The sequence below is a fragment of the Rhodococcus sp. NPDC077669 genome, from assembly GCF_040686915.1.
GTDB classification, from domain to species: Bacteria; Actinomycetota; Actinomycetes; order Mycobacteriales; family Mycobacteriaceae; genus Rhodococcoides; species Rhodococcoides fascians.
In genome coordinates this window covers 1-21,115 of sequence record NZ_JBFBMD010000007.1, presented here as the reverse complement: position 1 = coordinate 21,115, position 21,115 = coordinate 1, and the positions used below count along the sequence as shown (strand labels likewise).

At 64.2% G+C, this 21,115-nt stretch carries 21 protein-coding genes; 14 read left to right on the top strand and 7 right to left on the bottom strand.

The annotated features are described in order from the left end of the window. Positions 1-14 precede the first annotated feature (14 nt). From AB0P23_RS10935 to yhjD, 6 genes are all read left to right on the top strand, one after another. Positions 15-299: a DUF6412 domain-containing protein gene (locus tag AB0P23_RS10935; protein WP_032366681.1), complete on the top strand. Its 285-nt coding sequence runs from the start codon at positions 15-17 to the stop codon at positions 297-299. Positions 300-360: 61 nt separating this feature from the next. Then, the gene (locus AB0P23_RS10930; protein WP_052061440.1) at positions 361-750 is read left to right on the top strand and encodes a DUF6412 domain-containing protein; all 390 of its coding nucleotides are present in this window, start codon (positions 361-363) and stop codon (positions 748-750) included. Between the two features lie 63 nt (positions 751-813). Continuing rightward, positions 814-1,716: a membrane protein insertase YidC gene (yidC, locus tag AB0P23_RS10925; RefSeq protein WP_052061439.1), complete on the top strand. Its 903-nt coding sequence runs from the start codon at positions 814-816 to the stop codon at positions 1,714-1,716. A gap of 52 nt (positions 1,717-1,768) precedes the next feature. Then, on the top strand, positions 1,769-2,575 hold the full coding sequence (locus AB0P23_RS10920; protein ID WP_206497975.1) for an exodeoxyribonuclease III: 807 nt from the start codon (positions 1,769-1,771) through the stop codon (positions 2,573-2,575). Positions 2,576-2,714: 139 nt separating this feature from the next. After that, the gene (gene trpS / locus AB0P23_RS10915; RefSeq protein WP_032366680.1) at positions 2,715-3,755 is read left to right on the top strand and encodes a tryptophan--tRNA ligase; all 1,041 of its coding nucleotides are present in this window, start codon (positions 2,715-2,717) and stop codon (positions 3,753-3,755) included. Between the two features lie 86 nt (positions 3,756-3,841). Next, complete coding sequence (yhjD, locus tag AB0P23_RS10910) at positions 3,842-4,861, top strand: inner membrane protein YhjD (RefSeq protein WP_027496411.1); 1,020 nt, start codon at positions 3,842-3,844, stop codon at positions 4,859-4,861. Positions 4,862-4,904: 43 nt separating this feature from the next. On the opposite strand, the gene AB0P23_RS10905 is transcribed toward yhjD, so the two are convergent. After that, the gene (locus AB0P23_RS10905) at positions 4,905-6,221 is read right to left on the bottom strand and encodes a D-alanyl-D-alanine carboxypeptidase family protein (protein ID WP_032374652.1); all 1,317 of its coding nucleotides are present in this window, start codon (positions 6,219-6,221) and stop codon (positions 4,905-4,907) included. A gap of 260 nt (positions 6,222-6,481) precedes the next feature. On the opposite strand from AB0P23_RS10905, the gene AB0P23_RS10900 reads away from it, so the two are divergent. The 4 genes from AB0P23_RS10900 (at position 6,482) to AB0P23_RS10885 (ending at position 10,648) form a co-directional block, all read left to right on the top strand. Beyond that, a complete protein-coding gene (locus tag AB0P23_RS10900) occupies positions 6,482-7,432 on the top strand; it encodes a sugar ABC transporter substrate-binding protein (RefSeq protein WP_032400171.1) in 951 nt (316 codons plus the stop codon). 27 nt (positions 7,433-7,459) lie between these two features. After that, positions 7,460-8,518, top strand: a complete 1,059-nt coding sequence (locus AB0P23_RS10895; protein WP_032366677.1) for an ABC transporter permease — start codon at positions 7,460-7,462, stop codon at positions 8,516-8,518. A 2-nt stretch (positions 8,519-8,520) separates the two neighbouring features. Beyond that, positions 8,521-9,324: an ATP-binding cassette domain-containing protein gene (locus AB0P23_RS10890; RefSeq protein WP_032371015.1), complete on the top strand. Its 804-nt coding sequence runs from the start codon at positions 8,521-8,523 to the stop codon at positions 9,322-9,324. Between the two features lie 85 nt (positions 9,325-9,409). Then, a complete protein-coding gene (locus AB0P23_RS10885) occupies positions 9,410-10,648 on the top strand; it encodes an acyl-CoA dehydrogenase family protein (protein WP_283542194.1) in 1,239 nt (412 codons plus the stop codon). Between the two features lie 61 nt (positions 10,649-10,709). Here AB0P23_RS10885 and AB0P23_RS10880 read toward each other — a convergent pair whose 3' ends face one another. The 4 genes from AB0P23_RS10880 to sdhC are packed head-to-tail and all read right to left on the bottom strand — an operon-like array spanning position 10,710 to position 14,124. Then, positions 10,710-11,492 carry a succinate dehydrogenase iron-sulfur subunit gene (locus AB0P23_RS10880; protein WP_027496417.1) on the bottom strand — a complete coding sequence of 261 codons (783 nt, stop codon included), beginning with the start codon at positions 11,490-11,492 and terminating at the stop codon, positions 10,710-10,712. 1 nt (position 11,493) lies between these two features. After that, complete coding sequence (gene sdhA, locus AB0P23_RS10875) at positions 11,494-13,245, bottom strand: succinate dehydrogenase flavoprotein subunit (RefSeq protein ID WP_363797583.1); 1,752 nt, start codon at positions 13,243-13,245, stop codon at positions 11,494-11,496. 16 nt (positions 13,246-13,261) lie between these two features. After that, the gene (locus AB0P23_RS10870; protein ID WP_027496419.1) at positions 13,262-13,714 is read right to left on the bottom strand and encodes a succinate dehydrogenase hydrophobic membrane anchor subunit; all 453 of its coding nucleotides are present in this window, start codon (positions 13,712-13,714) and stop codon (positions 13,262-13,264) included. Further along, on the bottom strand, positions 13,714-14,124 hold the full coding sequence (gene sdhC / locus AB0P23_RS10865; protein ID WP_072692119.1) for a succinate dehydrogenase, cytochrome b556 subunit: 411 nt from the start codon (positions 14,122-14,124) through the stop codon (positions 13,714-13,716). The genes AB0P23_RS10870 and sdhC overlap by 1 nt, the downstream gene beginning before the upstream one ends. Positions 14,125-14,389: 265 nt before the next feature. Between sdhC and AB0P23_RS10860 the strand changes: the two genes are divergently transcribed. Together AB0P23_RS10860 and AB0P23_RS10855 are read left to right on the top strand one after the other, a co-directional pair. After that, a complete protein-coding gene (locus AB0P23_RS10860) occupies positions 14,390-14,803 on the top strand; it encodes a cytidine deaminase (protein WP_027496421.1) in 414 nt (137 codons plus the stop codon). After that, positions 14,796-16,079 carry a thymidine phosphorylase gene (locus tag AB0P23_RS10855; RefSeq protein WP_094650073.1) on the top strand — a complete coding sequence of 428 codons (1,284 nt, stop codon included), beginning with the start codon at positions 14,796-14,798 and terminating at the stop codon, positions 16,077-16,079. The genes AB0P23_RS10860 and AB0P23_RS10855 overlap by 8 nt, the downstream gene beginning before the upstream one ends. Before the next feature lie 9 nt (positions 16,080-16,088). Here AB0P23_RS10855 and AB0P23_RS10850 read toward each other — a convergent pair whose 3' ends face one another. Further along, entirely contained in the window at positions 16,089-17,456 is a 1,368-nt protein-coding gene (locus tag AB0P23_RS10850) for an aspartate aminotransferase family protein (protein ID WP_283542193.1), read from the bottom strand. Continuing rightward, complete coding sequence (locus tag AB0P23_RS10845) at positions 17,453-17,917, bottom strand: Lrp/AsnC family transcriptional regulator (RefSeq protein WP_027496424.1); 465 nt, start codon at positions 17,915-17,917, stop codon at positions 17,453-17,455. The genes AB0P23_RS10850 and AB0P23_RS10845 overlap by 4 nt, the downstream gene beginning before the upstream one ends. A gap of 142 nt (positions 17,918-18,059) precedes the next feature. On the opposite strand from AB0P23_RS10845, the gene AB0P23_RS10840 reads away from it, so the two are divergent. Both AB0P23_RS10840 and AB0P23_RS10835 read left to right on the top strand, forming a co-directional pair. Continuing rightward, entirely contained in the window at positions 18,060-19,562 is a 1,503-nt protein-coding gene (locus AB0P23_RS10840) for a gamma-aminobutyraldehyde dehydrogenase (RefSeq protein ID WP_283542192.1), read from the top strand. After that, positions 19,559-20,980 carry an FAD-dependent oxidoreductase gene (locus AB0P23_RS10835; protein ID WP_032393309.1) on the top strand — a complete coding sequence of 474 codons (1,422 nt, stop codon included), beginning with the start codon at positions 19,559-19,561 and terminating at the stop codon, positions 20,978-20,980. The genes AB0P23_RS10840 and AB0P23_RS10835 overlap by 4 nt, the downstream gene beginning before the upstream one ends. Positions 20,981-21,115: the final 135 nt, after the last annotated feature.

Here is a 21,115-nt window from a genome sequence, read left to right as displayed (position 1 = left end):
GACGGAGGTGCACGATGGGCTATCAGAACCTCGTCGTCACGTCGGTGCTGTTCTTCACGCTGCTGCTGACTACTCCGGCCGGACCGGCGGATCTCGCGCTGATCATCGTCGCTGCTCTGGCGGCGGCGGTGTTCTACGCGCATCGTGCCGGGGCGCTGAGCCTTCTGTACCGTCCGTCGAACGTCGGACCGAATGCGGAGGAGCGCCACCTTCGTGGCTCGTTCCGACGTCAACATCGCCCCGACGCACCCGGTCGCCCGCAGCCGCGAGCACCCGGTCTCCTGGTGGGAGCGCTGTAGTTCGACAGCTCTCCCACACCTCACGCGCCCCTGGTCCACGAGGTTCATCGGGAGAATCACTATGTTGTCCATCGACAACGCCACCCGCCGTGTCGGTTCGACGGCTGCATTCGACGTAATTTCCAGGCGTGCGGTGTCGCCGTGGCGAGCCGCAGTGGTCACCCTTGTCGGGGTGGCGGCAGTCCTGCTGGTCGTCTTCGCCGTCGTCGATGCCCAGCCCGCGGCCCAGATAGCGATGTTCGGTGCGTTGGTGGCTGCGGCACTGCTGGTGACGGGTGCATCGGCCGACGTCCTCGTCGTGGTGCCGCCCGCGTCCACAACCGCCGGATCCGACGGCGGCAGACTCCGCGGGGCCTACCGCAGACAAGAGCAACCCGACACGCCAGGCCGCCCTATGCCGAGAGCACCCGGATCGGTTCACGGACCGGATCGGTGGCTCCAGTTCCGCTGAGCCACTGCGAGATCCGGTCGAGACGTCATCCGACCGATTTCTCTCTCAGTGAGGCACTCCATCATGCTCGATTTCGTCTATTACCCCGTCTCCGCGGTGCTGTGGTTCTGGCACCGGGTGTTCGGTTTCGTGCTCGGCCCCGACAACGGCGTCGCCTGGGCCTTGGCCGTCGTATTTTTGGTCTTCACGCTACGAACGCTGTTGATCAAACCGTTCGTCGGTCAGATTCGTTCACAGCTCGCCATGAAGAAACTCCAACCCAGGCTCGAGGAGGTACGGAAGAAGTACTCCGGTGACCGGGCTCGACAGGCCACGGAAATCCGCACAGTGCAAAAGGAACACGGGGTGAACCCACTGATGGGTTGCCTCCCGCTGCTCGCGCAAGCACCGGTGTTCATCGGTCTGCTGCACGTGTTGCGCTCGTTCAACCGGACGGGAACCGGGTTCGGGCATCTCGGTATGTCGGCGCAGGAGAATGCGAGTACAGCCAACTACGTGTTCGGTGCGGGCGATGTGCAGTCGTTTCTCGACGCGCGGCTGTTCGGCGCACCGATCTCCGCTGCCGTCAGTAGCTCTCGAGATGTTCTCGAAGCGTTCGGTCCGTTCGGTGGGGTGCCGTCGGTGTGGAGCATCGCGGTCGTCGCGGTGCCGTTGATGATCGTTGCCGCGGTGGCTACCCACCTGAACTCCCGGGCATCGATCGCGCGTCAGGATGCGGCCGCCGCGGCGAACCCGCAGACCGCGATCATGAACAAACTCGCGCTGTGGGTCTTCCCGGCCGGGGTGCTGATCGGTGGCCCGGTGCTGCCCGTTGCGGTGCTGCTCTATTGGGTGAGCAACAACATCTGGACCTACGCCCAGCAGCACATCGTCTACCGACGGATCGACCGGGAGCCGGTCGCGGTGCCGTCGATGACTTCGGCGGTGACGGCTCCGAAGCCAAGAGCCAAACCGAAGAGAAGGTGAGCCTGCGGAGGCCACCTGCCGGTTGTCGGTGGCCTCCGCTACGGTCGTCGGCGTGCCGATCACTATTTCCACTGTCAACGTCAACGGGATCCGCGCGGCTGTTCGCAAGGGCATGCTTCCGTGGCTCGAGGCCACCGATGCCGACGTCATCTGTCTTCAGGAGACACGCGCCAACGACGGCGAGCTGACCACAGCACTGGCCCCGGCCCTCGATGCGGGATGGCATCTGGCGTCGGCGGAACCGTCGGCAAAGGGACGCAACGGTGTAGCCCTGCTGTCGAGGGCCGCGCCGGAGGCGATCAGAACCGGCATCGGCGTCGCTGAATTCGCCGACGCGGGTCGCTACATCGAAGGAGACTACGGTGACGTCACCGTGGCGAGCCTGTACCTGCCGTCGGGCGAGGTGGGGACCGACCGACAGGACGAGAAGGAACGCTTCATGGCTGCGTTCGCGAAGTATCTCGCCAAGACCGCCAAGGCAACGACGTCCGCCGAGCGCGACGTCGTGGTCTGCGGCGACTGGAACATCGCCCATACCGAAGCAGATCTGAAGTCGTGGAAGACCAACCGCAAGAAGTCGGGTTTCCTGCCCGAAGAACGTGAGTGGGTATCGCGATTGCTCGCCGAGAAGTCACTGTGGACCGACGTCGTGCGTGAGCTGCACCCCGGCGTCGAGGGGCCGTACAGCTGGTGGTCCTACCGCGGTAAGGCGTTCGACAACGACGCCGGGTGGCGCATCGACTACCAACTCGCCACCGGTGATCTGGCCGAGCGTGCGAAAGAAGCTGTCACCGAAAGAGCGGAGGCGTACGACCAGCGGTGGTCCGATCACGCGCCGGTGACGGTGCGCTACCGCTAGGAGCGGAGCCTGCGGAGTGACCGGGGTGTTAGGAGTGGAGCCTGCGGAGTGACCGGTGTGGTGAGGAGCGGAGCCTGCGGAGCGACTGGTGTGGCAAGGCAATCGGTACGGGTCGGGGACGGCGTGAAAAGATTGCCGCATGTCTTCTCCTGACTCGATCGACACGTCGCAGGGTCCGCGTCGTCGGGTGCTCTCGGGCATCCAACCGACGGCGGATTCGTTCCATCTCGGTAACTACCTGGGTGCTGTGCGGAACTGGGTGGAGTTGCAGGAGGAGTTCGATGCGTTCTACTTCGTTCCCGATCTCCATGCGATCACGGTTCCGCAGGACCCGAAGGAATTGCGTCGGCGCACCCGGATAGCGGCCGCACAACTGTTGGCGGTGGGTATCGATCCCGAGAAGTCGACGTTGTTCGTGCAGAGCCAGGTTCCCGAGCATGCGCAGTTGGCGTGGGTTCTCAACTGCATCACCGGGTTCGGCGAAGCCGGCCGGATGACGCAGTTCAAGGACAAGTCCGCCAAGCAGGGTCGCGATCACACCAGCGTCGGGTTGTTCACCTATCCCATTCTGCAGGCCGCGGACATCCTGCTGTACCGGCCGAATCTCGTTCCGGTGGGCGAGGATCAGCGTCAGCATCTGGAGTTGACTCGCGATCTGGCGCAGAGGTTCAACTCGCGGTTCAAGAAGACCTTCGTGGTTCCCGATGCACACATCATCAAGGGCACGGCCAAGATCTTCGACCTGCAGGATCCGACGGCGAAGATGAGCAAGTCGTCGTCGAATCCGGCGGGCATCGTCAACATCCTGGACGATCCGAAGCTGTCCGCGAAGAAGATTCGTTCGGCAGTGACGGACAACGAACGCGATATCGTCTTCGATCCGGAGAACAAGGCAGGCGTCAGCAATCTTCTGGTGATTCAGTCCGCTCTGTCCGGGAAGAGCATCGATGATCTGGTCGCCGGTTACGCAGGCAAGGGCTACGGCGATCTCAAGTCCGACACTGCCGACGTGCTGACCGAGTTCGTGGTTCCGCTGCGCGAACGAATGGACGGATTCATGTCCGATGTAGCCGAATTGGATCGCCTCCTCGCTGTCGGTGCGGATCGAGCCAGGGAGGTCGCGAGCAGAACGCTGGCTCAGGTGTACGACAGGGTGGGGTTCCTTCCTCCCGGCGCATAGCCCTGTCAGTACACGATATTCGCGCTACACGACATTTCGAGGACACGGCCCGAACAGCCGCCGACGACAGCGAAAAGGTGAGTGCCATGCCCGATTTCAAGGCCATGCTCGACGATCGGCGTGCTCGGTGGCCGTGGCTGGATCACACTGTTGTTGCCGCGCAGCGGTATCAGGGGCAGAAGGGTGATTACTACGCCGCGGGGATGACGTATTTCAGTGTGCTGGCGTTGTTTCCGCTGCTGATGGTTGCATTCGCCGTTGCCGGGTTCGTACTGGTGAATCAGCCCGAATGGCTTGCCGAGATTCAGTCGCAGATCGCGGAGAATGTCCCGGGCAGCTTCGGTGAGACGATCAGCTCGCTGATCGATACCGCGATCGAGTCCCGTACCGGTGTCGGTGTCATCGGTCTGCTCGGCGCGCTGTACGCGGGGCTCGGTTGGGTGGCCAATCTGCGTGAGGCCCTGACCGCGATGTGGGAGAGCCAGCACGAGTCGGGCGGATTCCTTGCGACCAAGGCCAAGGACCTCGCGGCTCTGCTCGGCCTGGGAGCAGCACTGGTGCTTTCTCTCGGGCTGTCCGCGTTGGCCGGGGGCGGCGTCATGCGTGGCATTCTCGAATGGTTGAACCTCGATTCCGTTCCCGGCGTCGGAGTGGCGCTGCGGGTCTTCTCGATACTGCTCGCGCTTGCCGGAACCTGGGCGCTGTTCACCTGGGTGATCTCACGTCTGCCCCGCGAACCGGTGTCGTGGCGCAGTGCGGCCAAAGGTGCACTGTTGGCCGCAGTCGGTTTCGAGATCTTCAAGCAACTCGGCGCGATCTACCTCGCGTCCGTCACGAGCGGGCCCGCCGGAGTCGTGTTCGGTCCCATCATCGGTCTGTTGGTGTTCGTGTTCACGACGTCGCGGTTGGTGCTGTTCTCGACTGCGTTCGCAGCCACCACTCGGGAGAGCCTTGCTGACGCCCATGTGCCGGCGCCGGACCCCGCGGTGATCAACACCCGGGTCGAGGTGAGCGACGGCCCGGGTGTCAAGGGTGGTCTGGCCTTGGTGGGCGCGGGCGCTCTGGCCGCTCTGGGTATCGCTGGACTTCGCAATCGGCGACGCTGATCCGAGGCAACCTACTTGCGAATGTGAGAGGCGGCGGGGGAGTTCAGGGGCGGCGAGACAGTGTGCGTGCGCCCCACAGCAAACCGGCCACGACCAGTGCACCGATGACCCCGATCGCGATGCGCACGACCGTGTCGCCCTGCGCCTGCAGATCGGATTGTCGGGTACCCGATTCGGCACTCGACGCCGACGCAGGGGGTTGAGCAAGGGTTGGCACCGCGCTGGTGGCACGTGTACTCGTCACCGGCGACGTGGAATCCGGTTCGACCAGATCGCCGACGCTGCTGCTCGTATCCAGGGCGAACCCGTAGTCGAGCAGCCGAGCCGCCTGTTCCCACGGCCGGATCGGTAGTACGTCACCCTTCATGAGCGTCACGACCAGACGGCGACCGTTGCGTTCGGCACCCGCCACGAAGGTCTGCCGGGCATCGTCGGTGTAGCCGGTCTTGCCGCCGAGAGCGCCCGGATAGTTGTAGAGCAGCTGGTTGTCGTTGGACAGCGTGAAACCGGGGCGGTCTTGGTCGTCGGGGATCGTGGGATCCTTCGGATAGCCGGGAAACTGCACGTTCTCGGTCGAAATCAGTTGCGCGAAGGTCGAATTGCGCATGGCCTCCCGGTAGAACAGTGCCAGGTCGTAGGCCGAGCTCGCCATGCCGGGCCCGTCCAGGCCGGAGGGGGTCGCGGTCCGTGTGTCGAGCGCGCCCAACTCTGCTGCCTTGGCATTCATCTTCTCGACGGTCGCGGCGTCACCTCCCAGCTGAGCCGACAAGGCATGCGCGGCATCGTTTCCCGACGCCATGACCAGGCCCTGCAACAGTTGCAGATTGGTGTAGACACCGTTCTTCCCGATGCCGACGGCGCTGCCTTCTGCGTCGGCGTCCTCGGCCGTCGCGGTGATCTGTTTGCCGAGGTCCAGCTCGTCCAGAGCGACGAGGGCGAGCAGTATTTTGATCGTGCTCGCCGGTCGGTGCCGACCGTGTGGATCCTTGGCGGCTACCACCGATCCGGAATCGAGGTCTGCCACCACGAACCCGGTTGCCGAGATGTCCGCGGGCAGTGGGGGCGCGCCGTCCGGCACGATCGCGCCGCACTCGGCCAGTCGGGATCCGCCCACCGGGTCCGCCGGGATCGGAACCGGTTGTGGCGCAGTGCTACCCGGAGCCGGAACATCCGAGGAATCGATCGCCGGGGGCGGCGAGGCCGCGAACGGGCACGCGTCGGTGTTCGGCGTCGTGAACGGTGGCGTCGTCGATACGACGGGTGGCTCGACTGCCGGCTGCGCCGATGCCGGGCCGCCGCCGACGCCGGCGAGAGCGAGAGCTGTCGCCCACACGGCTACGAACTTTCGAGTCCTTTTCATCGCGAATTACCATAGGCGCTGCAGAGGTCACCGAGGCCGCGACCCACCGGGGAGCGGGCCGGTTCGAAGGCCCTGCCAAACTACGTCCATCGTCTGTGATCGGCATTACGTTGTACAGACAGTGATCCGCCGAGCTGTACTACCGACAGCTCGGTCGCCCGAGAGGAACCCGGATGACATTTCGACAGGCGGCCCGTACCGGCTCGCTCCGCTCGGTTCGACGCCGCGCCGGTGGGGCGGGTGTCGCACTCGGGTTGGTGATGGTGCTGACGCTGACGGCCTGTTCGAGCACCGGTGGGGCTCCACGATCTACCGACAACGGCAGCAATGCGGGAGTGGCGAACACGCCTGCGGCGACGGTAGCGATGATCACGCACGAGGTACCGGGCGACACGTTCTGGGATCTCATCCGAAAGGGAGCCGAGGCCGCAGCCGCCAAGGACAACATCGAGCTCCGCTACTCGGCCGATCCGGAGGCACCCAATCAAGCCAATCTCGTTCAGAGCGCGATCGACTCGAAGGTGGACGGCATCGCTCTGACACTGGCCAAGCCCGAGGCCATGGCTCCGGCTGTCGAGGCGGCAACCGCAGCGGGCATCCCGGTCGTCGCCTTCAATTCCGGCTACGACGCATGGAGCGCAATGGGGGTGCAGCAGTACTTCGGTCAGGACGAAACCATCGCGGGTAGGGCTGCCGGGGCGCGGCTCACCGAAGACGGTGCGCGAAAGACCTTGTGCATCATCCAGGAGCAGGGTGCAGTAGCGCTCGAAGCGCGCTGCGCAGGAGTTCGACAGGGCTTCACCGGGGGCAGCACCGAAATTCTGAACGTCAACAGCAAGGACATGCCGTCGGTCGAGGCGACGATCACCGCGAAGCTCCAGCAGGACCCGAGCATCGATCACGTGGTATCGCTCGCAGCCCCGATCGCACTGACCGCGGTGCAATCGAAGACCAATGCCGGTAGCGACGCCACCGTCGTCACGTTCGACACCAACGCGGCCCTCGTCGACGCGATCGAGTCAGGCGACGTCGCCTGGGCCATCGATCAGCAGCCCTATCTGCAGGGTTATCTCGCCATCGACTCCCTGTGGCTGTACCTCAACAACGGCAACACCATCGGCGGCGGCACCCCGGTGCTCACCGGCCCGGCCTTCGTCGACTCGACCAACATCGAGGCCATCGCCGAGTACGCCCGCAACGGAACTCGCTGAGCGTCGTCCGGACGCGGAAGGAACATCATGCCAACACAGGCCGACCCGGCTTCGGGAACGCACGCCGTGATCCTGGACGAGCGGGTGAAGAAACAGAAACCGTTGCAGCGCTTGCTGATCCGCCCAGAGATGGGTGCCCTGTTCGGTGCGATCGCCATCTTCGTCTTCTTCTGCATCGTCGCGCCGCCGTTTCGGTCTCCCGAAGCACTGGCGACCGTGCTGTACGCGTCGTCGACGATCGGAATCATGGCGATCGGTGTCGCGCTGCTGATGATCGGCGGCGAGTTCGACCTGTCCACCGGGGTCGCGGTCACGTTCTCCTCGATCATGGCCTCGATGCTCGCCTACAACCTGCATCTCAACGTGTGGACCGGAGCTGTGCTGGCGCTGGGCCTGGCATCGGCGGTCGGCTTCGTCAACGGGTATCTGGTGACGAAGACGAGAATTCCGTCGTTCCTGATCACGCTGGCGTCGTTCCTGATGCTCACCGGCATCAATCTGGCCGTCACCAAACTCGTCACCGGACAGGTTGCGACCCCGTCGATCTCGGACATGCAGGGCTTCGATTCGGCGAAGGCAGTGTTCTCCTCGTCGTTCTCGCTGTTCGGGGTCTCCATCCGCATCACCGTCGTGTGGTGGGTCGTGTTCACACTCGTGGCCACGTGGGTGCTGATGAGAACTCGCATCGGTAATTGGATCTTCGCTGTCGGCGGCGATCAGGAATCGGCCAGGGCCGTCGGTGTTCCGGTGACCAAGGTCAAGATCGGCCTGTTCGTGTTCGTAGGGTTCTGCGCGTGGTTCGTCGGGATGCACCTGCTGTTCGCGTTCGACACCGTGCAGTCCGGCCAAGGCGTCGGCAACGAATTCCTCTACATCATCGCGGCAGTCATCGGAGGGTGTCTGCTCACGGGTGGGTACGGCACCGCCGTCGGAGCCTTCATCGGTGCGTTCATCTTCGGAATGACCAACCAGGGCATCGTGTACGCCGGGTGGAATCCCGACTGGTTCAAGTTCTTTCTCGGCGCGATGCTTCTCTTCGCCGTGATCGCCAACAACTCCTTCCGTAACTACGCGGCGAAAAGGTGAGCATGACTACCTCCTCGGACCAGCCCGTCCAGTCGCCGTCGGCGCCGCTCATCGAGCTGAAGAACGTCGGTAAGAACTACGGCAACATCGTTGCGCTGCACGGAATCGACCTACGCGTCGGTGCCGGTGAGGTCACCGGAGTTCTCGGTGACAACGGCGCAGGCAAGTCCACGTTGATCAAGATCATGGCGGGCCTGCACAAGCAGTCCGAGGGGGAGCTGTTCGTCGACGGCACACCGAGGACGTTCGACTCGCCGAGGGATGCTCTCGACCTGGGTATCGCGACGGTGTACCAGGATCTTGCCGTGGTCGCGCTGATGCCGGTGTGGCGCAACTTCTTTCTCGGCCAGGAGCTCACGAAGGGCAGATTCTTCAAGACTCTGGACACGAACGCCATGCGCGCGACGACCATCGAAGAGCTGCGCAAGATGGGCATCGATCTGCCCGACGTCGATGCCCCCATCGGGGCGCTGTCCGGCGGTCAGCGGCAATGCGTGGCAATTGCGCGCGCGATCTTCTTCGGAGCCCGTGTGCTGATTCTCGACGAGCCCACCGCGGCGCTGGGAGTCAAACAATCCGGGATGGTGCTGCGCTACATCTCCGCCGCCAAAGAGCAGGGACTGGGCGTCGTGTTCATCACCCACAATCCTCACCACGCGTACCTGGTGGGCGATCATTTCGTCCTGCTCGACCGCGGCCGCCAGAAATTGGATTGCACCTACGACGACATCTCGCTCGACGAGCTCACGACCGAAATGGCCGGGGGCCAGGAGCTCGCAACCCTCACCCACGAACTCGGTCGCTGACGACCCGCGATGGGTGAGACAGGGGCGCGGCGGGTAGAAGAGCAGTAGTGGTGCCCGAGCGCGGCACCGGACGAAGGAGTCGACCATGAGCAAGCACGAGCCCCTCGGGCCACTGTCGCCGGACTTCCTCGAATCGGATTTCTACGGGTATCAGGGCTTGCTCGACGAGGCCGAAGTCGACGTGGTGCTGCGTACCCGCCGGTTCCTCCAGGAGCAGGTTGCGCCGCGAGCCAACGAGTTCTGGGAGAAGGCCGTCTCACCGGTACACCTGATGCCGGCCATCGCCGACCTCGAAATCGCGGGTCTGGGATACGCCTTCAAGGAACCGGGTCGTTCCGCAGGCTCCACTCCTGTTGACCGCAAGGCCTCCCGCAAACTACTCACCGGCTGGCTCGAGATGGAATTCGCGCGGGTCGACCCATCGACCGGAACGATGTTCAGCGTGCACAGTTCGCTGGCCATGAGCAGTATCTCCATCCTCGGCTCCGAGGAACAACGGCAGCGCTGGTTGCCCAGCATGCGGCGGATGGAGACGATCGGGGCGTTCGGACTCTCCGAACCGCACGGCGGATCGGACGTCGCCGGCGGGTTGGAGACCACGGCTCGCCTCGATGGAGACCATTGGATTCTCAACGGAAGCAAGCGATGGATCGGTAATGCGACTTTCGCGGACCTGACGATCGTCTTCGCCAAGGACGAGGCCGACGGCGAGGTCAAGGGCTTCGTGGTCGAGAAGGAATTCGAGGGGTTCCGGGCCGAGAAGATCGAGGGGAAGTACTCGCTTCGCGCCGTGGAGAACGCCGACGTCCATCTCGAGAACTGCCGCGTCCCGGTGGCCAACAAGCTGGCCGATGCCAACTCGTTCGCCGACACCGCCAAGGTGCTGCGGCTGACCCGCGGAGGGGTGGCGTTCCAAGCCGTCGGCGTCATGATGGGCGCGTACGAGCGAGCCGTCGCCTACGCGCGCGAACGGGAGCAGTTCGGGTCTCCGATCGCCTCGTTCCAGCTCATTGCCGATCTCATCGCGCGGATGACGGCGAACATCACTGCGTCCCTCGGGATGGCCGTTCGCGTCGCACAACTGCAGGGCAACGACGTCCATCACGACGAGCATGCGGCGCTCGCGAAAACGTTCTGCACGACGCGTCTGCGCGAGGTGGTCGGATGGGCCCGAGAGATCATGGGCGGCAACGGAATTCTCATCGAGCACGAGGTCATCAGGTTCTTCTCCGATGCCGAGGCGTTGTACTCGTACGAGGGCACCGCTCAGATCAACAATCTCATCGTCGGTCGCGGCGTGACGGGCTACAGCGCGTTCGTGTGACGGACAGACGAAAGCGCCCCTTCGCGTCTGCGAAGGGGCGCTTTCGTCGTAGCCGTGGAGATCAGCGAGCGAACAGCAGTGCGCGCTTGACTTCCTGGATGGCCTTGGTCACCTGGATGCCACGAGGGCATGCGTCGGTGCAGTTGAACGTGGTGCGGCAGCGCCACACACCCTCGACGTCGTTGAGGATGTCCAGACGCTCGGTGGCACCCTCGTCACGGCTGTCGAAGATGAACCGGTGCGCGTTGACGATGGCCGCCGGACCGAAGTAGCTTCCGTCGCTCCAGAACACCGGGCACGAGGTGGTGCAGCACGCACACAGGATGCACTTGGTGGTGTCGTCGAAACGGGCGCGGTCCGCAGCCGACTGAATGCGCTCGCGGGTCGGCTCGTTGCCCGTCGTCATGAGGAACGGCTTCACGGCGCGGAACGCGTCGAAGAAGGGCTCCATGTTGACGATGAGATCCTTCTCCACCGGCAAGCCACGGATGGGCTCGATGGTGATGTTGAGGGTCTTCGACGAATCCTTCGGCAGCATGTCGCGCATCAGCACCTTGCAGGCGAGACGGTTGACGCCGTTGATGCGCATCGCGTCACTGCCACAGACGCCGTGGGCGCACGAGCGACGGAACGTCAGAGTTCCGTCGAGGTAGCCCTTGACGTAGTGCAGCAGGTTGAGCAGACGGTCGGTGGGCAGCGTGGGGACCTGGAAGGTGTCCCAGTACTGGCCGTCGCCGCTCTCGGGGTTGAAACGAGCGATCTTGAGCGTGACCATGACCGCGCCGTCGGGCACGGGAGGCAGATCGTTCTGTTCGGACTTCTTGTCCAGTGTGGGTGCGCTCATGTCAGTACTTCCGCTCCATCGGCTCGTAGCGGGTCTGGATTACCGGCTTGTAGTCCAGGCGGATCTCGGTGAGCAAACCTTCGCCCTCCTTGTAGGCCATGGTGTGCTTCATGTACTCGGCGTCGTTGCGATCGGGGAAGTCCTCGCGAGCGTGTCCGCCGCGCGATTCCTTGCGATTGAGCGCTCCGACGACGGTCACCTCGGCCATCTCGAGCAGGAAGCCGAGTTCGATGGCTTCGAGCAGGTCGCTGTTGTAGCGCTTGCCCTTGTCCGCGACGGTGATGTGGTTGTAGCGCTCCTTGAGGGCACGCACATCCTTCAGCGCCGTCTCGAGGCGTTCCTGCGTGCGGAAGACCGACGCGTTGTTGTCCATCGACTGCTGCATCTCGGAACGGATGTCGGCCACCCGCTCGTGACCGTGGTCGGACAGGATCAGCTCGAGCCAGTCCTGCACCATCTTCGCCGGCTCCTCGGGGAGCGGGGTGAAGTCCACCGAGTTGGCGTAACCGGCCGCGGCGATGCCCGCACGACGACCGAAGACGTTGATGTCGAGCAGCGAGTTGGTTCCCAGACGGTTTGCGCCGTGCACCGACACACAGGCGCACTCACCTGCCGCGTACAGGCCGGGGACGATGTCCTCGTTGTTGCGCAGCACCTCACCGCGAATCTTGGTGGGGATACCGCCCATGACGTAGTGACAGGTCGGGTAGACCGGCACCGGCTCCTTGACGGGGTCGACACCGAGGTAGGTGCGCGAGAACTCCATGATGTCGGGGAGCTTCTCGTCGAGAACTTCCTCGGGAATGTGGGTGACGTCGATGTAGACGTAATCCTTGTTGGGACCACCGCCGCGTCCCTCGAGAACCTCGAGCACCATCGACCGCGCCACGATGTCGCGCGGAGCGAGGTCCTTGATGGTCGGGGCGTACCGCTCCATGAAGCGTTCACCCGACTCGTTGCGCAGAATGCCGCCTTCGCCGCGGACGGCCTCGGAGATGAGGATGCCCAGGCCTGCGAGGCCGGTCGGATGGAACTGGTGGAACTCCATGTCCTCCAAGGGAAGTCCCTTGCGGAACACGATGCTCATGCCGTCGCCGGTCAGAGTGTGCGCGTTGGAGGTCGTCTTGTAGATACGTCCCGAGCCGCCGGTCGCGAAGATGATCGACTTGGCGTGGAAGATGTGCAGTTCGCCGGTGGCGAGTTCGTAGGCGATGATGCCGGTGGCAACCGGCCCGTCGTCCGTCTCGGTCAGGCAGAGATCGAGCGCGTAGAACTCGTTGTAGAACTCGACGTCGTGCTTGACGCAGTTCTGGTACAGCGTCTGCAGAATCATGTGACCGGTGCGGTCGGCTGCGTAGCACGCGCGGCGAACGGGTGCCTTGCCGTGGTCACGGGTGTGGCCGCCGAAGCGTCGCTGATCGATCTTTCCTTCGGGTGTCCGGTTGAACGGAAGACCCATCTTCTCGAGGTCGAGGACGGCGTCGATGGCCTCCTTGGCCATGATCTCCACCGCGTCCTGGTCGGCGAGGTAGTCGCCGCCCTTGACAGTGTCGAACGTGTGCCATTCCCAGTTGTCTTCCTCCACGTTGGCCAGGGCGGCACACATGCCGCCCTGAGCTGCTCCGGTGTGGGAGCGGGTGGGGTAGAGCTTGGTCAATACGGCTGTCCGAGCACGGGGTCCGGCTTCGATCGCAGCACGCATTCCGGCACCGCCTGCGCCGACGATCAGTACGTCGTAACGATGTTCCTGCATGTAAGCGTCAGTGTCCTTAGCTCGCCGAGATGTTGGGATCGAAGGTGAAGATGACGTAGGTGCCGACGCCCATGATGAGGATCATCGACAGCACCAGCAAGGTCGTCAGCCAGAATCGCGTCGAGTCCTTGCGGGAGTAGTCGGCGATGATGGTGCGCAGACCGTTGCCGCCGTGCAGCTGTGCCAGCCACAGCATCGTCAGATCCCAGAACTGCCAGAACGGGCTGGCCCAACGGCCGGCGACGAAGGCGAAGTTGATGCGGTGCACGCCGTCGTCGAGCATCAGCATGATGAACATGTGGCCCAGGACCAGCACGACTAGTGCCAGGCCGGAGAACCGCATGAACAGCCACGCGTAGAGCTCGAAGTTGCCCTTGCTCTGACGCCGCGGCGAACGCGGGTTGGCCAGGCTGGCCGGACGGTCGTAGTTCGTGCCGAGGACCTTCGCCTCGGGACCCTGCGTCGACATCAGTGACCACCCGCCGTGAACATGTTGTAGAAGATTCGTCCCGCGCCCGGGATCATGACGACGAGCCAGACGACTGCGATGACCCAGAGCATCAGCTTCTGGTACTGCGGTCCCTTGGCCCAGAAGTCGATCAGCATGACTCGGATGCCGTTCAACGCGTGGTACAGCACTGCCGCGACGAGGCCGAGTTCCATCAGTCCGACGAGCGGGGTCTTGTAGGTTTCGATGATGGCGTCGTACGTCTCGGGATTGACCCGAACCATCGCCGTGTCGAGAACGTGGACGAACAAGAAGAAGAACGTCAACACGCCTGTGATGCGGTGCAGAACCCAGGACCACATTCCCGGGTCCCCGCGGTACAGAGACCGCTTGCGCTCCTTGACCGGAGCGGCTTCCGTCGTGCTACTCATCGAGTGCAATGCCTCCAACGTCGTTGGTGGACGCGTCGAGCCCGGTGGCCGGGCTTAACCTGGCTCGATTTGTCGCGATTCGGCCCTAGTGCTGGTTGTACTAGCCGCTTGATAGAAACTGTAAACCCATTCGAAACACGGAACTAATTCGACTCGAGGTTCGTATGGTGCCGAAATCCCGTGTTAGGTTTGCCTTCCCAATTCAATCGGGCGGTTTCGGGTAGATCTCTGCATCAATTCAGACAGCGTGATTGGATGGGTGACCATGAACGAAATCGACTGGAATGCGTTGCGCGACAATGCCCATGGGGCCATGAGGCACGCATACGCCCCGTACTCCAATTTTCCGGTGGGCGCGGCAGCTCTGGTGGACGACAATCGCATTGTCACCGGGTGCAATGTGGAAAATGTCTCATACGGTTTGGGCCTGTGCGCCGAGTGCGGGTTGGTGTCGAACCTGCACTCGACCGGCGGGGGCAGGCTCGTTGCCTTTTCCTGTTGCGATTCCCGACGCGAGATCCTCATGCCGTGCGGGCGGTGCAGGCAGTTGCTGTACGAGTTCGGCGGCGCGGATCTGCTCGTCGATACCGCCACCGGGCCGCGTCGGCTGGCAGAGTTGCTCCCGGACGCATTCGGCCCCGACAACCTCGACGAAGGACGCGTGAACAACCATGCCTGACGCCGTATCGATCATCAGCGCCAAACGCGACGGACGCGTTCTCGACGACGAGCAGATCGAGTGGGTGATCGCCGAGTTCACCCGCGGAAGCGTCGCGCCGGAACAGATGTCGGCGTTGGCGATGGCAATTCTGCTGCGCGGATTGTCGCGCCGGGAGTTGAGTACGTGGACGAACGCCATGATCGCGTCGGGCACGCGAATGGACTTCTCCGCGTTGCCGCTCCCTACCGTGGACAAGCACTCGACCGGTGGCGTCGGAGACAAGATCACGCTGCCGCTCGCACCCTTGGTCGCTGCGTGCGGAGCGGCGGTGCCGCAACTGTCGGGCCGCGGGCTTGGGCATACCGGGGGCACCTTGGACAAGCTCGAGTCCATCCCCGGATGGCGAGCTGATCTCAGCGGCGACGAGATGCACCGGATTCTTGCCGACCCGGCCGTGGGCGCGGTGGTCTGCGCGGCAGGCGCAGACCTGGCTCCGGCCGACAAGAAGCTCTACGCCCTGCGCGACGTCACCGGAACCGTCGAGTCGATTCCGTTGATCGCCAGTTCGATCATGAGCAAGAAGATCGCGGAGGGCACGGGCGCGTTGGTGCTCGACGTGAAGGTCGGGGCGGGCGCGTTCATGAAGAACGTCGACGATGCACGCGAACTGGCAACGGCGATGGTCGAACTCGGAACGGATGCGGGCGTACGGACCCTGGCGGTGCTGACGGCGATGGACACACCGCTCGGCCTCACCGCGGGCAACGCGCTCGAAGTGCAGGAGTCGGTGGAGGTTCTGGCCGGCGGCGGGCCGGCGGACATCGTGGAACTCACGATCACCCTGGCACGCACCATGCTCGCCGCGGCCGGGATCGAGGGCATCGATCCGGCAGACAAGCTTGCCGACGGGTCCGCCATGGACCGGTGGCGCACGATGATCGCGGCGCAGGGCGGCGACCCCGACGCCGCTCTGCCCGTCGCCCGTGAGAGCCAGGAATTCACTGCGACGCAGGACGGTGTCGTCACCGGCTTGGACGCGATGGGAGTCGGCCTCGCGGCGTGGCGGCTCGGCGCGGGCCGGGAGCGGCAGGGCGAGCCGGTACAGAGCGCAGCCGGCGTGCGTCTGCATGCCAAGCCGGGCGATCGGGTTCGCGCCGGGGATCGGTTGGCCACCTTGTACACCGACACCCCGGAGAAGTTCGACTACGCGCAGCAGGCCCTCGAGGGCAGCTGGGAGATCGGCACCACCGCCGCGCAGCCGACCCCCCTCGTCATCGACCGGATCGGGCTGTAACGCCGTCGCTCAGATCAGGTTGCCCGCCTCGGTCAGCACGCTGCGCAGGATCTGTTCCATCTCGTCGAACTCCTTCTGCCCGCAGATCAATGGCGGAGCCAGCTGTACCACCGGGTCGCCGCGGTCGTCGGCCCGGCAGTACAGCCCGGCGTCGAACAGGGCGGTGGACAGGAACCCGCGGAGGATGCGTTCTGCTTCGGCGTCGCTGAACGTTTCCTTCGTGGCCTTGTCCTTCACCAACTCGATGCCGTAGAAGTACCCCTCGCCGCGCACATCGCCGACGATGGGAAGATCGTGCAGTTTTTCGAGCGTCGAGCGGAACGCGGGTGCGTTGTCCGCAACGTGTGCGTTGAGCCCCTCGCGCTCGAAGATGTCGAGATTGGCCATGGCGACGGCTGCGGAGACGGGGTGCCCGCCGAAGGTGTAGCCGTGGGCGAAGCTCGACGTGCCGTCGTCGAACGGCTCGAAGAGCTTGTCGGAGGCGATCATCGCACCGATGGGGGAGTAGCCCGAGGTCATTCCCTTGGCGCAGGTGATGATGTCGGGCACGTATCCGAAGTCGTTGCAGGCGAACATCGATCCGATGCGCCCGAACGCGCAGATGACCTCGTCCGAGACCAACAGGACGTCGTAGCGATCGCAGATCTCGCGGACGCGCTCGAAGTATCCGGGTGGAGGAGGGAAGCAGCCACCCGCATTCTGGACCGGTTCGAGGAACACGGCGGCCACCGAGTCGGGGCCCTCGAATTCGATGGCCTCGGCGATGCGGTCGGCCGCCCAGATTCCGAACGCCTTGGGATCGGTGTCCATGGGGGCCGCCGCCCGATAGATATTGGTGTTCGGCACCCGGAATGCGCCCGGGGTCAACGGTTCGAACGGTTCTTTGAGTGCCGGGATACCGGTGATGGCCAGAGCGCCCTGCGGGGTGCCGTGGTACGCGATGGCACGCGAGATCACCTTGTGCTTACCTGGTTTGCCGACCTTCTTGAAATACTGTTTGGCCAGCTTCCACGCGCTCTCGACTGCTTCGCCACCGCCTGTGGTGAAGAAAACTCGGTTGAGGTCCCCAGGGGCGTATCCGGCGAGCCGTTCGGCGAGTTCGATGGCAGGCTCGGTGGCGTACGACCACAGTGGGAAGAACGCCAATTCCTTGGCCTGCTTGGCCGCGGCCTCGGCCAGTTCTTCGCGGCCGTGCCCCACCTGCACCACGAACAGGCCCGACAGTCCGTCGATGTAGCTCTTGCCGTTCGAGTCCCAGATGGTCGAACCCTCACCGCGGGTGATGATCGGGGGAGTGACCCCGCCGCCGTGACGGGTGAAGTGGCCCCACAGATGCTTGGCCGCGGAGGCGTCGAGTTCGGATGTGGATCGCGTCATCGTGTTCCCCAATTGTATTGCTGCTTGACGAGTTTCAGATAGACCAGGGTTTCGGTACTGGTGACCGCGTCGAGGCTGCGGATCTGCTTGTTGAGAATCCGTAGTAGTTGTTCGTCGTCCTCGCACACCACTTCGACAACGATGTCGAAGGAGCCTGCCGTGAGGACCACGTAGTCGATCGCGTCGATCGCCGAGAGTTGCTCGGCCAGTGCATGACTGTCTCCGGTGCACTTGATGCCGATCATGGCCTGCCGCTTGAATCCGACCTGTACCGGATCGGTGACGGCGACGATCTGCATGACGCCGGAGTCCGTCAGGCGTTGAACACGTTGCCGCACGGCAGCTTCCGACAACCCGACGGCTTTGCCGATCGCGGCGTAGGAGCGTCGCCCGTCCTCCTGAAGTTGTTCGATGATCGCCTTGGAGACGTCGTCGAGTGCGATGGGTGACTGATCCGGCATCGGTCGATCTTGTCACCGACACCGCCGCCGACACAAGCGATAGGCGATGAAATTCGCAATAAATATCTGTGTCGACGACAGAATCGGTTGTTGCGGGATCGGAAACCGGGCGAATCCGTGGATCGGTCGGTATCGTGCAGTCATGGCGAACATTCCTGGTTGTTGGATCGACGGACGCGCAGTGGACGGCAGCGGCGACCGCTGCGGCGTCGAGAACCCGGCGACCGGAACCGTGGTGTCCGAGTTCGGTCTCGCCACGGCAGAGGACGTCGAAGCGGCTCTCGTTCGAGCGCGCTCGGCGCTACCGCAGTGGGTCACCGCAACGCCGGCCCAGCGCGGCGCGGTGCTTGCCGACTTGGCGCGATCGGTGGCGGCCGACGCCGAATTCGCCACCGAAGAGGTGGCCCAGACCGGTAAAACCGTGCGTCTGGCAACGGAGTTCGACGTTCCGGGCAGTGTCGACAACATCGAGTTCTTCGCCGGAGCTGCCCGACATCTGGACGGCAAGGCGGCGGCCGAGTACTCGGGCGAACACACCTCGGCCATCCGACGGGACCCGGTCGGCGTGGTCGGATCGATCACGCCGTGGAACTATCCGCTGCAGATGGCCGTCTGGAAGGCGATCCCGGCGTTGGCGGCCGGGTGTTCCATCGTGCTCAAGCCCAGTGAACTCACGCCTCTGACCACGCTGCGTCTGGCGCGTCTCGCCTCGGAGGCCGGCCTGCCCGACGGGGTGTTCAACGTGGTCACCGGAACCGGAGCGGAGGCCGGAGTCGCGTTGTCCTCGCATGCGGGCCTGGACCTGATGACTTTCACCGGTTCCACTCCCGTCGGGAGGCAGGTGATGTCGCAGGCAGCCGTGCACGGCACCCGGGTGCAGCTCGAACTCGGCGGCAAGGCCCCCTTCGTGGTGTTCGACGATGCCGACCTCGAGGCTGCGATTCACGGTGCCGTCGCCGGTTCGTTGATCAACGGCGGACAGGACTGCACGGCAGCCACCCGCGCCATCGTCGCGGACTCGCTGTACGACGATTTCGTCGCCGGAGTAGCCGAGGTGATGGAACGCGTCGTCATGGGAGATCCGACGGATCCGGCGACCGACATGGGATCGCTGATCTCGATCGCGCATCGGGATCGGGTTGCCGCCATGGTGGATCGGGCTCGCGATACCGGAGCGAGGATCGTCACCGGAGGCCGTGTCCCGGACGGTAGGGGTGCTTTCTACCCGCCGACGTTGATCGCCGATGTGGGTGAGCAGGACGAGATCTACCGCGACGAGGTGTTCGGACCGGTGCTCACGGTGTCGCGGCACTACGGCGACGACGATGCGATTCGGCGGGCCAACGACACCGCGTTCGGACTGGCGGCCTCGGCGTGGACCCGCGACGTGTACCGCGCGGGCCGAGCGTCGCGGGAGATCGCGGCCGGTTGTGTGTGGATCAACGACCACATCCCGATCATCAGCGAGATGCCGCACGGCGGATTCGGAGCCTCGGGGTTCGGCAAGGACATGTCGAGCTACTCGCTCGACGAGTACCTCACCGTCAAACACGTGATGACCGACATCACCGGTGTGGCCCGAAAGTCCTGGCATCGCACCGTTTTCGCTAGCGCAGGACCCCAGGATCAGGAGCTACGACGATGAGCGCATCCTGGGCGACCGAACCCACCGATCGCGGCGTGGCGATGGTTCTCGGAGCAGCGCCGCAGCCCTTCTGGCTCGACCGACCGGAACGACCGACGCCCAGACCGCGGCACTCCGGTTCGACGTCTGCGGATCTGGTGATCGTCGGCGGCGGGTTCACCGGATTGTGGGCGGCTCTGCAGGCGGCAGAGGAGAACCCCGACAGATCGATCGTGTTGCTCGAAGGCGACCGCATTGCCGAGGGCGCCACCGGACGCAACGGCGGCTTCTGCGCGGCCAGCCTGACGCACGGACTGGGCAACGGACTCGACCGGTATGCCGACGAACTACCCGAGTTGCTGCGGATGGGAACCGAGACGCTCGACGCGATCTGCGCGACTGCGAAGAAGTACGGAATCGACGCCGACATCGAACGCACCGGCGAGCTCGACATCGCCAATTTCGACTGGCAGGTCGACGACCTCCGTGAGCTCGGCGACGAGGGGAGACGACTGTCGCAACCGATGGAATACCTCGACGCCGCTGCAGTGAGAGCCAAAATCACCTCACCGATGGCGCGCGGTGCCCTGTTCGACCCCGACGTCGCGATGATCGATCCTGCCAAATTGGCCTGGGGCCTGGCCGACGCGGCGGAGTCGCTCGGCGTACGCATCCACGAGAACACTCGTGCCTTGTCGATCGACAAGTCCGGCAACGGTATTCGGGTGAAGACGGGCTACGGCACCATCGAGGCAGCCAAGGTTCTGCTGGCCACCTCGGCATCGAAATCGTTACGCCGCAAGCTCCGTCACTGGATAGTCCCGGTGTGGGACTACGTGATCATGACCGAACCGCTGACGTCTGCGCAGCTCGCCGCAATCGGCTGGTCCGGCCGCGAAGGATTGGCCGACTCCGGCAATCGATTCCACTATTTCCGGTTGACGGCGGACGATCGCATCCTGTTCGGTGGGTGGGACGCGCACTACTTCTACGGTAGCGACACCGACCCACGTCGAACCCAACATCCAGAAGAGTTCGCGTTGCTCGCCGAACATCTGCTGCAGATGTTCCCAGCCCTCGAGGGAATCCGTGCGACCCACGCGTGGGGCGGATCGATCGACACGTGCTCGCGGTTCAGTGCCTTCTGGGATCTCGGCATGAACGGACGGGTGGCCTCGGTGGCCGGGTTCACCGGCCTCGGCGTCGGCGCGTCGCACTTCGGGGCCCGAACGGCACTGGATTTGCTCGACGGGCGCGACACCGAACGAACCCGCCTGAAGATGGTGCGTACCAAGCCGTTGCCGTTTCCACCCGAGCCCCTCAAGTCGATCGGGATCAACATCACTCGTGCGCAATTCGCTCGTGCAGACCGCAACGAGGGACGGCGGGGATTGTGGCTGAAGGGAATGGACGCGTTGGGTCTGGGCTTCGACAGCTGACCGAGCGGCTGCGCCGCACGTGCGTGGAAACTCGGGCTCTGCTACGTGTGCTGTCTTGATACATGTGGGACACGGGTGTCTCGATACATGTGAGACACGATTCTAGGCTGCGGGGCGGTGGAGTTGTCCTTGGTA

Coding starts and splice junctions, on each gene's coding strand:
- AB0P23_RS10890 (WP_032371015.1), top strand. CDS start 8,521: ATGACTACCTCCTCGGACCAGCCCGTCCAGTCGCCGTCGGCGCCGCTC.
- AB0P23_RS10885 (WP_283542194.1), top strand. CDS start 9,410: ATGAGCAAGCACGAGCCCCTCGGGCCACTGTCGCCGGACTTCCTCGAA.
- yidC (WP_052061439.1), top strand. CDS start 814: ATGCTCGATTTCGTCTATTACCCCGTCTCCGCGGTGCTGTGGTTCTGG.
- AB0P23_RS10935 (WP_032366681.1), top strand. CDS start 15: ATGGGCTATCAGAACCTCGTCGTCACGTCGGTGCTGTTCTTCACGCTG.
- AB0P23_RS10860 (WP_027496421.1), top strand. CDS start 14,390: ATGAACGAAATCGACTGGAATGCGTTGCGCGACAATGCCCATGGGGCC.
- AB0P23_RS10845 (WP_027496424.1), bottom strand. CDS start 17,917: ATGCCGGATCAGTCACCCATCGCACTCGACGACGTCTCCAAGGCGATC.
- trpS (WP_032366680.1), top strand. CDS start 2,715: ATGTCTTCTCCTGACTCGATCGACACGTCGCAGGGTCCGCGTCGTCGG.
- AB0P23_RS10840 (WP_283542192.1), top strand. CDS start 18,060: ATGGCGAACATTCCTGGTTGTTGGATCGACGGACGCGCAGTGGACGGC.
- AB0P23_RS10895 (WP_032366677.1), top strand. CDS start 7,460: ATGCCAACACAGGCCGACCCGGCTTCGGGAACGCACGCCGTGATCCTG.
- sdhC (WP_072692119.1), bottom strand. CDS start 14,124: ATGAGTAGCACGACGGAAGCCGCTCCGGTCAAGGAGCGCAAGCGGTCT.
- AB0P23_RS10835 (WP_032393309.1), top strand. CDS start 19,559: ATGAGCGCATCCTGGGCGACCGAACCCACCGATCGCGGCGTGGCGATG.
- AB0P23_RS10855 (WP_094650073.1), top strand. CDS start 14,796: ATGCCTGACGCCGTATCGATCATCAGCGCCAAACGCGACGGACGCGTT.
- yhjD (WP_027496411.1), top strand. CDS start 3,842: ATGCCCGATTTCAAGGCCATGCTCGACGATCGGCGTGCTCGGTGGCCG.
- sdhA (WP_363797583.1), bottom strand. CDS start 13,245: ATGCAGGAACATCGTTACGACGTACTGATCGTCGGCGCAGGCGGTGCC.
- AB0P23_RS10905 (WP_032374652.1), bottom strand. CDS start 6,221: ATGAAAAGGACTCGAAAGTTCGTAGCCGTGTGGGCGACAGCTCTCGCT.
- AB0P23_RS10900 (WP_032400171.1), top strand. CDS start 6,482: ATGGTGCTGACGCTGACGGCCTGTTCGAGCACCGGTGGGGCTCCACGA.
- AB0P23_RS10880 (WP_027496417.1), bottom strand. CDS start 11,492: ATGAGCGCACCCACACTGGACAAGAAGTCCGAACAGAACGATCTGCCT.
- AB0P23_RS10870 (WP_027496419.1), bottom strand. CDS start 13,714: ATGTCGACGCAGGGTCCCGAGGCGAAGGTCCTCGGCACGAACTACGAC.
- AB0P23_RS10930 (WP_052061440.1), top strand. CDS start 361: ATGTTGTCCATCGACAACGCCACCCGCCGTGTCGGTTCGACGGCTGCA.
- AB0P23_RS10850 (WP_283542193.1), bottom strand. CDS start 17,456: ATGACGCGATCCACATCCGAACTCGACGCCTCCGCGGCCAAGCATCTG.